This window comes from Paenibacillus sp. EKM211P (assembly GCF_011066175.1).
Taxonomy (GTDB): Bacteria; Bacillota; Bacilli; order Paenibacillales; family Paenibacillaceae; genus Paenibacillus; species Paenibacillus polymyxa.
Genome location: NZ_JAAMNS010000002.1, coordinates 121,795 through 135,512, shown reverse-complemented (window position 1 = coordinate 135,512; position 13,718 = coordinate 121,795). Strand labels below are relative to the sequence as shown.

The 13,718-nt window shown below is 46.1% G+C and carries 11 protein-coding genes and 1 other RNA gene; 11 read left to right on the top strand and 1 reads right to left on the bottom strand.

Going from position 1 to position 13,718, the window contains the following annotated elements:
• Window positions 1-106: 106 nt before the first annotated feature.
• The 10 genes from glyQ (at window position 107) to rnpB (ending at window position 10,587) form a co-directional block, all read left to right on the top strand.
• Window positions 107-994 (top strand): glycine--tRNA ligase subunit alpha, encoded by an 888-nt coding sequence (gene glyQ, locus G9G57_RS03640; RefSeq protein ID WP_016821582.1) that lies wholly within the window; start codon window positions 107-109, stop codon window positions 992-994.
• A complete protein-coding gene (gene glyS / locus G9G57_RS03635) occupies window positions 987-3,062 on the top strand; it encodes a glycine--tRNA ligase subunit beta (RefSeq protein WP_016821581.1) in 2,076 nt (691 codons plus the stop codon). The genes glyQ and glyS overlap by 8 nt, the downstream gene beginning before the upstream one ends.
• A gap of 122 nt (window positions 3,063-3,184) precedes the next feature.
• Window positions 3,185-3,661, top strand: a complete 477-nt coding sequence (locus tag G9G57_RS03630; protein WP_016821580.1) for a YaiI/YqxD family protein — start codon at window positions 3,185-3,187, stop codon at window positions 3,659-3,661.
• Window positions 3,654-5,528: a DNA primase gene (dnaG, locus tag G9G57_RS03625; RefSeq protein WP_017428152.1), complete on the top strand. Its 1,875-nt coding sequence runs from the start codon at window positions 3,654-3,656 to the stop codon at window positions 5,526-5,528. Before G9G57_RS03630 ends, dnaG begins: the two co-directional genes overlap by 8 nt.
• A gap of 42 nt (window positions 5,529-5,570) precedes the next feature.
• Window positions 5,571-6,704: an RNA polymerase sigma factor RpoD gene (gene rpoD, locus G9G57_RS03620; protein ID WP_007431230.1), complete on the top strand. Its 1,134-nt coding sequence runs from the start codon at window positions 5,571-5,573 to the stop codon at window positions 6,702-6,704.
• 87 nt (window positions 6,705-6,791) lie between these two features.
• Entirely contained in the window at window positions 6,792-7,631 is an 840-nt protein-coding gene (locus tag G9G57_RS03615) for a hypothetical protein (protein WP_016821578.1), read from the top strand.
• Window positions 7,628-8,389: a tRNA (adenine(22)-N(1))-methyltransferase gene (locus G9G57_RS03610; RefSeq protein WP_126665831.1), complete on the top strand. Its 762-nt coding sequence runs from the start codon at window positions 7,628-7,630 to the stop codon at window positions 8,387-8,389. Before G9G57_RS03615 ends, G9G57_RS03610 begins: the two co-directional genes overlap by 4 nt.
• Entirely contained in the window at window positions 8,365-9,480 is a 1,116-nt protein-coding gene (locus G9G57_RS03605) for a Nif3-like dinuclear metal center hexameric protein (protein WP_164964484.1), read from the top strand. The genes G9G57_RS03610 and G9G57_RS03605 overlap by 25 nt, the downstream gene beginning before the upstream one ends.
• Window positions 9,481-9,542: 62 nt before the next feature.
• Entirely contained in the window at window positions 9,543-10,109 is a 567-nt protein-coding gene (locus G9G57_RS03600; protein ID WP_016821575.1) for a flavin reductase family protein, read from the top strand.
• Between the two features lie 79 nt (window positions 10,110-10,188).
• Window positions 10,189-10,587: RNase P RNA component class A (gene rnpB, locus G9G57_RS03595), an RNA gene on the top strand.
• 276 nt (window positions 10,588-10,863) lie between these two features.
• Here the strand turns inward: rnpB and G9G57_RS03590 are convergent.
• Entirely contained in the window at window positions 10,864-12,084 is a 1,221-nt protein-coding gene (locus tag G9G57_RS03590; RefSeq protein ID WP_017428148.1) for an aminotransferase-like domain-containing protein, read from the bottom strand.
• 116 nt (window positions 12,085-12,200) lie between these two features.
• On the opposite strand from G9G57_RS03590, the gene pdxR reads away from it, so the two are divergent.
• Window positions 12,201-13,676 (top strand): MocR-like pyridoxine biosynthesis transcription factor PdxR, encoded by a 1,476-nt coding sequence (pdxR, locus tag G9G57_RS03585; protein ID WP_113049911.1) that lies wholly within the window; start codon window positions 12,201-12,203, stop codon window positions 13,674-13,676.
• Window positions 13,677-13,718: the final 42 nt, after the last annotated feature.

Genomic DNA, 13,718 nt, shown 5'->3' with positions numbered 1-13,718 from the left:
TTTGCTGTCTCTAGCAAGGCTTATGGGATAAATTAGCCCTGTACATATGAGCTTAATGTTTAGAAATCACCAACATTTTAGGGAATTGGAAAGGAAGCGTGTGCCCATGAATTTTCAGCAGATGATTTTAACGCTGCAACAATTTTGGTCTGAACACAACTGTATTATTGTACAGCCTTATGATACGGAAAAAGGGGCAGGTACGATGAACCCGATGACGTATTTACGTTCAATTGGACCTGAGCCGTGGAACGTAGCTTACGTTGAGCCTTCTCGCCGTCCGTCTGACGGACGTTATGGTGAGAACCCGAACCGCCTGTATCAGCATCATCAGTTTCAAGTGGTTTTGAAGCCTTCACCTGATAATATTCAGGAATTGTATTTGGAGAGTTTGAACCGTTTGGGGATTAACCCACTGGAGCATGATATTCGTTTCGTGGAAGACAACTGGGAAGCACCGACGCTGGGAGCCTGGGGGTTAGGTTGGGAAGTATGGCTGGACGGTATGGAAATTACCCAATTCACCTACTTCCAGCAAGTGGGTGGTATTGATGCCAGTCCGGTTGCGGTTGAAATTACCTACGGTATGGAGCGTCTTGCTTCCTACATCCAGGACAAGGAAAATGTGTTCGATTTGGAATGGGTCAATGGAATCTCGTACGGTGATGTTTTCCATCAACCAGAATTCGAACATTCCAAGTATACGTTTGAAGTATCTGATGTCAAAATGCTATTTACTCTTTTTAATATGTATGAAGAAGAGGCGAATAAAGCGATGGCGCAGCATCTTGTATTCCCAGCCTATGATTATGTGCTGAAATGTTCTCACACGTTCAACTTGCTGGACGCTCGCGGAGCAATCAGTGTAACGGAACGGACTGGCTTTATTATACGAGTACGCAATTTGGCGCGCCAGGTCGCTGCGACCTATCTAGAGGAGCGCGAGAAGCTGGGCTTCCCGCTGTTGAAGAAAGGAGGTGCGGCAAATGTCTAAGGATTTATTGTTTGAAATCGGGCTGGAAGAAGTGCCTGCACGGTTTATCCCGAATGCGATTCAGCAGTTGAAGGAACGTATGACAGCGTGGCTCGACAGCTCGCGTATTGCTTACAGTGCTGTAGAGGCTTATGCTACACCTCGTCGTTTGGCAGTACTTGTTAAGGAAGTGGCAGAGAAGCAAGAAGATATTAACGAAGAAGTTAAAGGACCTTCCCGCAAAATCGCACTTGATGAAGCCGGTAACTGGAGTAAGGCTGCTCTAGGCTTTGCTCGTAGCCAAGGTGTTGATCCTGAACAGTTTACGTTCAAAGAACTTGGAGGCGTGGAATATATTTACGCGACCAAGAGCAGCATAGGTGTACCAACGGCAGATGTGCTGTCCGAAGGTTTACTACACATTTTACATGCCATGACATTCCCTAAATTTATGCGCTGGGCGAGTTATGACTTTAAATTTGTTCGTCCAATCCGCTGGTTGGTAGCCTTGTTTGGCAACGATATTGTTAATTTGGAGATTGCTGGCGTACAGTCAGGGAATGTGACAAGAGGACATCGTTTCCTTGGACAGGAGGCCGTTGTAGAAAGCCCGGCGGACTATGTCGAAGTACTTCGCAAGCAGCATGTCATTGTGGACATTGAGGAACGTCAGTCGCTTATTGTGAAGCAGATTGAAGCACTTGCAGCCGAAAAAGACTGGACGATTGCGGTCAAGGACGATTTGCTGGAAGAAGTGCTGTATCTGGTGGAAACTCCAACAGTGCTGTTCGGAGGCTTTGACCCTGCGTTCCTGAACATTCCGAAGGATGTATTGATTACTTCCATGCGTGAACATCAACGCTATTTCCCAGTGCTGGATCGCACAGGAAAGCTGCTGCCATACTTTGTTACGGTACGTAATGGTGGCAGTCAATCGCTGGAAGTCATTGCAAAAGGAAACGAAAAAGTATTGCGTGCGCGGCTGTCTGATGCCAAATTCTTCTATGAAGAAGATCAGAAGCTGGAAATTAAGGATGCACTCTCCAAGCTGGAAAGCATCGTTTTCCACGAAGAGCTGGGAACGGTTGGAGACAAAGTGCGCCGGATTCGCCGCATTGCCGATGCTCTGGCAGAGAAGCTACGTGTTTCCCAAGATACACAGGAATCGGTTAGCCGAGCAGCAGATATTTGTAAATTTGACCTTGTAACACAAATGGTCTATGAATTTCCGGAACTGCAAGGGGTTATGGGCGAAGATTATGCTCGTAAGGCTGGAGAGAAGGAAGAAGTGGCAAGAGCGGTGTTTGAGCATTACCAGCCGCGATTCGCAGGTGAAACGGTTCCTTCAACGAACGCTGGAGCGATTGTAAGTATCGCAGACAAGATAGATACCATTACAGGCTGCTTCTCCATCGGCATTATTCCGACAGGTTCACAGGACCCTTACGCGCTTCGTCGCCAGGCAGCGGGTATCGTGCAGATCCTGTTAGATCGTAAGCTTTCGGCTACGTTGTCTGATGTGTTCAATATCGCGCTTGATGTGCACAGCAACTTTGGAAATATGAAACGTTCCGCAGATGAAATACGTAAAGAATTACATGAGTTTTTCGGATTACGCGTGAAGAAACTATTGTCCGAGACACTTCGTTATGACGTTGTGGATGCTGTGCTTTCAGCTGGATATGACGATGTTGCTTCCGTTGTTAACCGCGGAGCTGCGTTAATGACTGCTGTACAAACAGGGGATGCCTTCAAGGCAACAGTCGAGTCTTTTAATCGCGTAGGTAATTTGGCTGCTAAAGCAGTTCATAAGTCAGTGAATACGGGTGAATTTACGGAACAGGGCGAGAAAAACCTATATGAAGCATGGTATGGCGCCTATGAGTCTTATTGTACAGCTTTACAGGAAGGTGATGCGACACAAGCATTGACGCTTGCTTCATCCATTACTCCTGCGGTGACGGCGTTCTTTGATTCCGTTATGGTTATGGCTGAGGATGATGCTGTACGTAATAATCGTTTGGCATTGCTGGCTGCTATTGACTCAGAATTGAAGCGTTTTGCTGATTTTTCCAAGCTTGTAGTTTAAACGTCGGTTGTGGTAGTATGAACAACTTGAAAAAATGGGTATAAATATACGGAACGGTGTAAGAGTGATCTTGCAGCCGTTCCGTATTTTACTCGAATGCGGATGCGAGATGGGGGATGTTCATGGGAGGGTCCGGAAATTTCCCGGATATACGGATCGTTGTTGACGGGGACGCTTGTCCGGTTAAAAGTGAAATAGCAGAGACAGCTTCCCGTTTTCATATTGACGTTATTATGGTATCTTCATATGATCATCTCATTCAGGGCAGCAAAGGCGTAAGCGTTGTTAAAGTAGACCGAAGCGACCAGAGTGCCGATCTCTACATTGCCAATCATATCCGCTGCGGAGATATTGTAACAACCAACGACTATGGTCTTGCTGCACTTGCCTTGGCAAAAGGGTGTGAAGTGATGTCTTTTCGCGGAACGATGTATCGAAACGATTCGATAGACTTCATGCTGGACCGACGCCACACTTCTGCCAAAGAACGGAAAAAAGGACGTTATGGAAAAGGTCCTAAACCGTTTACATTAGAGGATCGTGAAGTTTTTCAACATAAACTGACAAAACTTTTACTTCGCTTGCAGGAGAATGAATAACGGTATCGAATTATATTTACGTGCTAAAGAGATGAAGGTGGTTAATATGAGTGCCGGACAAGGTAACATACCGGACGATATCATCGAGTCAGTTTTACAACATCATGATATTGTAGATACGGTAAGCAAGTACGTGCATTTGACCAAACAGGGGAAATATATGAAAGGCCTCTGTCCTTTTCATTCCGAAAAAACCCCTTCATTCACCGTGACACCGGATCGTCAGATTTTTTACTGCTACGGCTGCGGCGCGGGAGGCAATGCCATCAAGTTCATGATGGAAATCGAAGGACTATCCTTTCCCGAAGCTGTCAGGACAATGGCAGAAGAAAGTCATATTCCGCTCGGCGAATGGCAGGGACGTGATTCATCGCATCAGCATCCTGAGTTGGACAGGCTGTTGCAAGCGTATGAACTAACATCTAAGATGTACCATTTTTTGCTTAAAAATACGGAGCACGGCAAACCAGCCATGGAATATTTGCGTTCACGGGGATTCAGTGACAAGATCATTGACCAATTCCAAATTGGCTATGCACCCAACCGATGGGATACGATCGTTCAGTTTCTTGAGAAGCGTTCTTTTGATCCTGTCGAGATGGAGAAGGGAGGGCTTATTTCTCCCCGACATGAGGGTGACGGATATGTAGATCGATTCAGAGATCGTATCATGTTTCCCATTTGGAATCGAAACGGAAAAGTTATTGCCTTTGCGGGCCGTATACTTGGCGAGGGGCAGCCGAAGTATTTGAACTCACCGGAGACCAAGCTATTTAACAAAAGCCGAACGCTGTACAATCTCCATCATGCTAAAACCTCAATTCGCAAGCTTCGTCAAAGTGTTCTTTTTGAAGGTTATGGCGATGTCATCTCGGCATGGGAAGCTGGCGTACAAAATGGAGTGGCCGCCATGGGGACTGCTCTAACGGAGCATCATGCTACGATGTTAAAGGGACTGTGCGACGAGGTTATTATTTGTTATGATGGTGACCGGGCAGGACAAGCGGCAGCGCTTAAAAATTTTCCGCTGTTGGAAAATGCGGGACTTCACGTAAAAGTAGCGTTGGTCAGCGACGGTATGGACCCGGATGATTTTATCCGGCAATACGGCGCCGAACGATTTCAGCGCCAAATTATCGAAAGTGCTGTTTCAACGGTGAAATTTAAGCTTATATATCTGAAAAAAAACCATATACTGCAAGAGGAAGAAGGAAGAATCGCGTATTCCCGCGAAGCATTAAATGTCATTGCACCTCTGTCATCCCCGACTGAGCGGGAAGTGTATCTGCGCGAAGTTTCAGCCGAAGTCAAGGTTGATTTTGAAACCTTAAAGCAAGAATGCAATTTACTCCGCCAAACCCTGCAAAAAAAACAGAACTTTGGGGATAATAACGAAAATGGGTGGAATAATGGTAGGCATAAAAAAGGGCAGGTTTCTACGCCCAATCTGTTGCCGGCTTACCATGTGGCTGAACGTAGGCTGCTTCACTGGATGATGCAGGATTTAGAAGCTGCAGAGTATGTAGAGAAGCATCTGGGGGACGCCTTTAATATTGAGGATCATGCAGCAATTGCTGCTTATCTATATGCCTATTACGCGCAAGGGAAGTTACCGGATACAAGCCGTTTTATTTCATCTTTGCAAGACGACCGACTGGAGAAGAACGTAAGTTCGATCATGATGATGGATGCTCCAGGCGTATGGGCACCGCACATTTTGGATGATTATATTCGTCAAGTGCGAAAATTTCCATTGCAGGAGCAACTGGATTTGAAAAGGGAAGAAATGAGAACCGCTGAGCGCTTAGGTGATTTTTTGCGTGCAGCACAAATTGCAAGTGAGATTATAGCCCTAGAGAGACAATGAACACACAGAGGTCGGATGTTTCTAGGAGGAGGGAGTCGAAAGATGGCGAATGATCAGCATACTGAACTGGAGACGGAATTAACACTGGATCAGGTCAAAGATCAACTGATTGAGTTGGGTAAAAAAAGTTCCTCTCTGAACTACAAAGATATCATGGAAAAACTGTCGCCGTTTGATCAGGACCCCGAGCAAATGGATGAGTTTTATGAGCAGCTGGGTGACTTGGGGATTGAGGTTGTAAATGACAACGACGAAGAAGTTACCAGATTGCGTCAAAATGACGACCCGGAAAACAATGACGGGGATGATTTTAATTTCGATGACGATCTGAGCCTGCCTCCCGGTATTAAAATTAATGACCCAGTCCGGATGTACTTGAAGGAAATCGGTCGTGTACCGCTGCTTTCTGCTGATGATGAGGTGGAGCTTGCCAAACGGATCAATAACGGCGATGAAGAAGCTAAGCGTCGGTTGGCTGAAGCTAACTTGCGCCTGGTTGTAAGTATTGCCAAACGTTATGTTGGTCGTGGCATGCTTTTCCTCGATCTAATTCAAGAAGGTAATATGGGTTTGATTAAGGCAGTAGAAAAATTTGATTACGAAAAAGGGTTTAAATTCAGTACCTATGCAACCTGGTGGATTCGTCAGGCGATTACACGCGCAATTGCCGATCAGGCGAGAACGATCCGTATTCCAGTGCATATGGTGGAAACGATCAACAAGCTGATTCGCGTATCGCGTCAACTGTTGCAAGAGCTGGGGCGTGAACCTACGCCGGAAGAAGTGGCTGCCGAGATGGAGCTGAGCGTGGAAAAAGTACGGGAAATTATGAAAATTGCCCAAGAACCGGTTTCATTGGAAACACCAATTGGTGAAGAGGATGACTCACATCTGGGGGATTTCATTGAGGATCAGGAAGCATTGGCGCCTGCAGATGCAGCTGCCTATGAGCTTCTGAAGGAACAACTCGAGGATGTACTGGATACGTTGACCGAACGGGAAGAGAATGTTTTGCGTCTCCGTTTTGGTTTGGACGACGGAAGAACCAGAACTCTTGAAGAAGTGGGTAAAGTGTTCGGTGTTACACGTGAACGTATTCGTCAGATTGAGGCCAAAGCGCTGCGTAAGTTGCGCCATCCAAGCCGCAGTAAGCGACTGAAGGATTTCCTCGAATAGAAGCGTAACATTGCGGACCTTCTGCGGCTTGAAGCGCGCAGAAGGTCTTTTTTTATCTCATGGCAGCCTTGGTGGAGGGGAAGAAGCTTGGACCAGGAGAAAAAACGGACAATACTGTTACATGAAATTGAGCATTGGCGGCAAAGTCGACTGCTCCCTGAGCAATATTGCGATTTTCTATCCAACCTGTATCGGGACGATGAAAATCCGGCACAAAGCCAAAACCGTAACAACACTGGGCTGCTTACATATCTTAGACACGGGCATGGGATCGCCTGGCTTCTTGGTTTTGTCATTATTTCCTGCATTTGTTTGATCGGTTTTTATTTTACCGCTTTTCCGTTGGCAATGCAAATATGCTCGGCAAGTGCAGTTACTGCCATTTGCTATGGAATGGCCGCGGTTTGGCGGTCTTCCGAAAAGAGTATGAGTGCAATGTTGAGCACTTTAGGCAGTGCAATTATGCTGGGTTCAGGTGTATGGATCATTCAGCTTCATCAGGGTGAAGCTAAGGTTTGGTTTCTAGTGCTGGTGGGCCTGTGCGGTTTGATATGGTGTCTCGTAGGATTAACTTTGCGCATCAGCTTGCTTCATTACTGTGGTCTTGCTGGGCTGCTTTTAGTGTATGCGGTGCTTATAGGCCGCTATTGGCCTACAGCTACTTTAGTGATGCTTGAGGTATTTTGGATTTTACACGCAGTATTGTTGATTGGATTAAGCTGGTGGGTACATCGCCGCTTTCCCCGTCTCGCGTTGGTTTATTTTACTATAGGACTGACCCTTGTGTTTATGGCGGAAGCAGACACGGTCGTCCTGCGCCATCAAGCAGCAGGCGAAGTGATGTTTTTTAGCATACTGAAGTTGGCTTTTGTCGTAGGGATTTTATTTTGGACTCGAAAAAAATGGATTACGTGGGTGACGTCATGAAACTTTCTCAGCGATTACAATATATTTTGGAACAAATTCCTGCCGGTAGCAGACTGGCTGATATTGGCTCGGATCACGGATTACTCCCTGTGGCTGCAGTGCGCTCTGGCAGAGTATCACAAGCCGTAGCGGGTGAGGTCAACGATGGACCATTGCGTGCGGCTCAAAAGCAGGTGGCTGAAGCAGGCCTTACAGATCGCATTGCGGTTAGAAAAGGGGATGGCTTGGCTGTAGTTAAGGTCAATGAGGTAGATGTTATTACGATAGCGGGTATGGGTGGTGCCTTGATTGCTTCCATTTTGGAACAAGGGAAAGACAAGCTTGATTCAGTGAAACAGCTTGTTTTACAGCCCAACGTGGGCGAGGATATTTTACGACGCTGGCTAATTAAGCATCAATGGGTATTAATAAACGAACATATTATGGAAGAAGATGGTAAAATATATGAAGTTCTGACAGCAGTACCTGCTTCCGAAAGCACACTGAAACAGGACGAGCTGTATCGACCATGGGAACTTCCTGGTAGTTCGCTGGTACTGACAGAGGATTTGTTGATGCTACTTGGACCGTTATTGGTCAAAGCACCAAATGAAACCTTTTTTTCGAAATGGCAATTGGAGATTCGCAAGCTTCAGGATGTGCTGGCGCAAGTGGCACGGTCAGATCAGGCATCCGCGCAGCATAAGCAGGAGCAATTGCGCAAGCAAATTGAACAGCTGAAGGAGGTACTTGCATGTTTGCCAAAGGACAAACAGTAATTAGCTATATGGAGCAGCTGGCTCCGAAATACTTGGCAGTTCCAGACGATAAAATTGGTCTTCAACTGGGTAGCCTGCAAAAGGAAATCAAAAGCATATTAGTAGCCCTGGATGTCAATGATGAGGTTGTTGAAGAGGCGATCCGCATAAAAGCTGATCTCATTATTGCGCATCATGCGATTATATTCCGCCCACTTAAAGCTTTGAACACGGACCAGCCTGCAGGCAGATTGTATGAAAAGCTGATCAAGAATGATATTGCTGTCTACATCAGTCATACGAATCTGGATACGGCAGAGGATGGCATGAATGATTGGATGGCAGAAGCACTGGGTATTCAAAGTGAAGGTACACTGGAGGATGTTCACACCGAGCAATTATTTAAGCTTGTCGTTTTCGTACCCAAAACACATCATCAACGTGTACTGGATGCCGTACTGAATGCGGGAGCTGGACATATCGGTAACTACAGCCATTGCAGCTTTAACATCGATGGTTATGGAACTTTTGTACCGGGTAAAGGCACACAGCCGTTTTTGGGTGAGCCAGGTAAAATGGAACGTAGTGAAGAGGTTCGTATTGAGACTATTGTACCGCAGGGTGTACGCAATAAAGTTGTCCAAGCGATGCTGAAGGCTCATCCTTATGAAGAGGTGGCTTATGACCTTTACTCTATGGATTTGAAAGGCCGTACCTTTGGATTGGGACGAGTGGGCAAGCTCAAGGAAGCCCGCACGTTGCGGGAGTTTGTAGATGTTGTGAAAAACGGTCTCAACGTTGAGCATGTACGTGTGGTGGGTGACTTGGACCGTAGGATCAAAAAAGCAGCCGTGCTTGGAGGCTCTGGCAGTCGCTATGTAAATAAGTCGCTTTTTAAAGGCGCTGACGTATTAGTGACGGGGGATGTCGACTATCACACGGCTCACGATGCCCTGATGGCCGGCATTGCTATTATTGACCCTGGACATAACGCAGAAAAGATTATGAAGCCTAAAACCGCAGAATGGATGCGCAAACGCTTGGCAGAAGGTCGATACTCAACAGAAGTATATGTATCAGAAGTGGACACCGAACCTTTTCAATTTTTGTAAAACCTTCACATCTATGAGAAAATAAAGGCGTACTATTACATTTTTTCGTAGGGAGAGGTTGTATGCGAACGATGATAGCCGATTCTGCGATTCATGCCTATCCAGGCATGGTTGCAATTGTTACTTCCCGTTATGAGGGAGTAAATAATGTAATGGCCTCAGGCTGGCATACATATATCGGATCATCACCGGGCATGTATGGCATTTCATTGAGGAAGGAAACGTATTCTTACGGACTGATTAAGAAAAGCGGAGGCTTTGGTGTTCAGTTTCTGCCTGCGCACAGATCGGAATGGATTCAGGCTGTAGGTACCTTTAGTGGTAGAGATGTAGATAAGTTTCAGCAGTTTGGGATTGCATATGAAGACGGAATTTCAGTGGATGTGCCTATATTGCTGGAAGCGTATCTCGCTTATGAGTGTAAAGTAGTGGATATTCATACCTACGGAGATCATGACTGGATTGTCGGCGAAATACAGCAGACCTACCGGGATGATGAACTATTCCTAGATGAGGACGTTCCTGATTTTAGTAAGCTTTCAATTCCGTTATACGTGGGAAGATCTGCTTATTACGTGGCAGATGATTCATTACAGAGAAAGGTACATCCGTTTTATTTGAGCAAGTAAAAAGAGTGCTCTATAATTTACAATATTTTCAGGGTTGTATCATGCACGCGTTCCCTGTATACTATGTAATGTTGTTCGGAAAGTTTAACAGACAATCGCTGGTGGCGTAAGCCACGAGAGGAAAGTCCGGGCTCCATAGGGCAGGATGCTGGATAACGTCCAGTCAGCGCGAGTTGAAGGATAGTGCCACAGAAATGGACCGCCGATGGCCGCTTGCGGCACAGGCAAGGATGGAACCGAGGTGTAAGAGACCCCGAGGAACGCTGGTGACTTCGTTCCTGGTAAACCCCATCTGGAGCAAGACCTAAAGGGACACAGCTTCTTCGCGAAGCAGCCTTAGCCCGAGGCGTGTCTAGGTTGGTCGCTGGAGCTGGATAGCAATGTTCGGCCTAGATAGATGATTGTCGCTTTTAGTGGGAGGGTAGTTCCCGTCTGTACCACGAATAGCACAGAACCCGGCTTACGGAAAACTTTCCCCACTGCAACACCTTAAAATGTATGAATCTATTTTATTAATGACCTGTTTGCATGAGAAATCTTTAATCCAAATGTATTTGTTGCATTAAAAAGGGTGCGTCATATTCCTGTGGGAATGATGAAGCACCCTTTTTAATGTACAGCCGGATTGCGCAAAATCCGTACATTTATAGAATGAAGCCCCCAGCATAGCACTGGGGGCTTCATTCTGTTTTTTTGACTTATAATTTCTCTGTCGTAAAAACGTGCGAGGATGAGGTGTGCAATCAGCACTCTATTAACGCGCGTTTCTTACTACATTTTCCTCCATATACATCTTCAACGCCCGATCCAATCGGTCAACTGCTTTTGGAAGCAGGCTTGGATCGGTATGCGTGAAGTTGATTCGCATATGGTTGCTGCCGCTAAGGTCAGCATAGAAAACTTGTCCAGGCACAAATGCGACTCCTTCCTGAATCGCGAGTTGCAGCAACTGCTCAGAACGGAAGCCTTCAGGTAAGGTAACCCACATAAACATGCCACCAAGTGCATCATTCCAAGTGATTCCTTCCCATTGGCGTTCTTTCATTAACGATGTAAGACGCAGCATACGAGTGTGATACTCAGCGGACACGGTACGTATATGTCCCTCCAAATCAAAGAAGTCCAACAGTTCATTCAAAGCACGCTGGTCAATACTGCTGGAGTGCAAATCAGCAGATTGTTTGGCATTCGCGGTCTTAACGACGATCGCTTGATCAGCTACCAACCATCCAGAGCGAACACCTGGAGCGACAGTTTTAGAGAATGTAGAAGTGTACATTACATGACCGTCGCCACCTAGCTGTTGATCAATAGAAAATAGGGATGGGAAGTTAAGGTTCTCATCAAATTTGAGTCGCCCGTAAGGATCGTCTTCAAAAATTAAAGTTCCGTATTTACGGCATAGCTCAACAACGCCTGTTCTGCGTTCCATACTCCATACACTTCCTGCTGGGTTAGAGAAGGTAGGGATGACATACACAAATTTTGGCTGATGCAGTTTGATTTTGGACTCAAGATCATCTAATTGCATACCGTTAGCGTCTGTATTTACACTTACAATGTTAGCGCCATAGGAATTGAATACCTGAAGAGCTGCCAAATAAGTAGGGGACTCCACCAATACAGTATCCTGCGGATCAAGCAACACACGTGAAACTAGATCAATGGTCTGCTGCGAGCCTGTTGTCATGAGGATGTTATCTCTGGTGACGGAGATGCCTTGGGATGACATGATTGCTGCCAGACGTTCCCGTAGAGGAATGTATCCCTCGGTTAGGCCGTATTGAAGTGCGGTAGTACCGCCGAGGCGGAATACCCGCTCATAGGCTTTAGCAACCGCTTCGACGGGAAAGAAGGCATCGGCCGGAAGGCCACCTGCGAGAGATAATACATCTGTTCCCTGTGTCAGCTTCAAAATGTCCCTTACCATGGACGAGCCCTGAGTACGAGCCATACCCGAAAATTTGTATTCCAATCCAATCATCTCCTGTGTTCTATACTGTGCTAAGAAATTTGTTGTATTATATCGATAATGAAGTATAACAGTAAACGTCTAAATGTAACAGTTGATTTTTGGAGGGAAGGGTTCCGATGCATATTGATCTCAGCCGCAACAGCAGTGTCAAATTATATTTACAGATTACCAAAACATTAGCGGATCGCATTCAGTCAGGGCTACTACCTCAGGGTACGAAGCTTCCCTCTATCCGTCATCTGTCCAGTCTGCTTGCAGTGAGTCCTGTAACTGTAAGCAAGGCGTATGCCGAGCTAGAGTCCATGAATTTGGTTACGTGCACACAGGGAAAAGGTTGCTATGTGGCGGAAGCTTCAGTACCGATTTATCGTGAGGGGGCGCAGGATTTGTCTTGGCAGATGTCGCTCATCGATTATTTGCCGCGCGCACAATTATGGAGAAACTTTAACCACAGCCGAAAGGCTACCTATTCTTTTCATATAGCCGCAATACAACCGGAGCTTCTTCCCACGCGCGAAATCATCGCAGATACTCAACGTTTATCCTCTGAAAATTCCAATGTAATGGCTGCATATGGGACTTTTGAAGGTGATTTAGAACTAAGAGAAGTGTTCGCAGACCACTTGAGTGAACGTGGTATACCTATAGTGGCAGAGCAACTGCTTGTGACCAGCGGAGCTCAACAGGGGATTGACCTGGTGGCGCGTACGTTTGTTGGCCCGGGAGATGTGGTCTACATGGAAGCTCCTACCTACACTGGGGCCATTGATGTGTTCACTAGTCGTGGTGCTAAAGTAATTATGATTCCGATGGACGAGGAGGGGATGCGGATTGATATTTTGACACGTCTCTGTGATACCCATCCCCCAAAATTGATCTATACGATACCTACCTTCCACAATCCTACTGGCGTAACTTTGACGGTGGCCAGACGCACGCAATTACTGGATCTGGCTCAAAGTTATCACTGTCTCATTGTTGAGGATGATCCATTTTCCGACCTGTATTACAAAGCAAAACCACCGCTTTCTATCAAGGCGCATGATCAATCCGGGCATGTTGTCTATATCAAAAGCTTCAGTAAAACTGTTGCTCCCGGTTGCCGTATAGCTTGTGTAGCGGCAACTGGGAGCGTAATGGATCGTTTAGTGGCTGCCAAGTCAACTACGGATTTGGGAAGCCCTCTATTAACGCAAAAAGCACTGCTACCCTTTATCAGAAATCGACTTGATCAGCATTTTGTTTCATTGCGAGAACAAATTCGTGATCGTCTAACTGTCGCATTGAATACGCTCCAGCGCTATGCTCCGCCAGAGGTTGCCTGGTATGCTCCTGAAGGTGGTCTCAATCTATGGATTAAACTTCCCTCTATGGTGGATATTCCAGAATTGGAGCGGGTAGCTGACCGTGAAGGCATTTCCTTTTTGCCTGGTGCGGTGTGCTATGCAGGTGGTATGGATAGTAATCATATCCGTATTTCTTTTTCGTATGCGGACAAGGAAACACTTAAATCAGGTCTGCGCAAGTTATGTACTTTGTTAGGCGAAATTCTTGATCATTCGGTCATTGTGGAACGAAAGCCTATTTTATAAGGGATAAATGTATTAGGGGGTAAACATCCAAGCACAGCATAC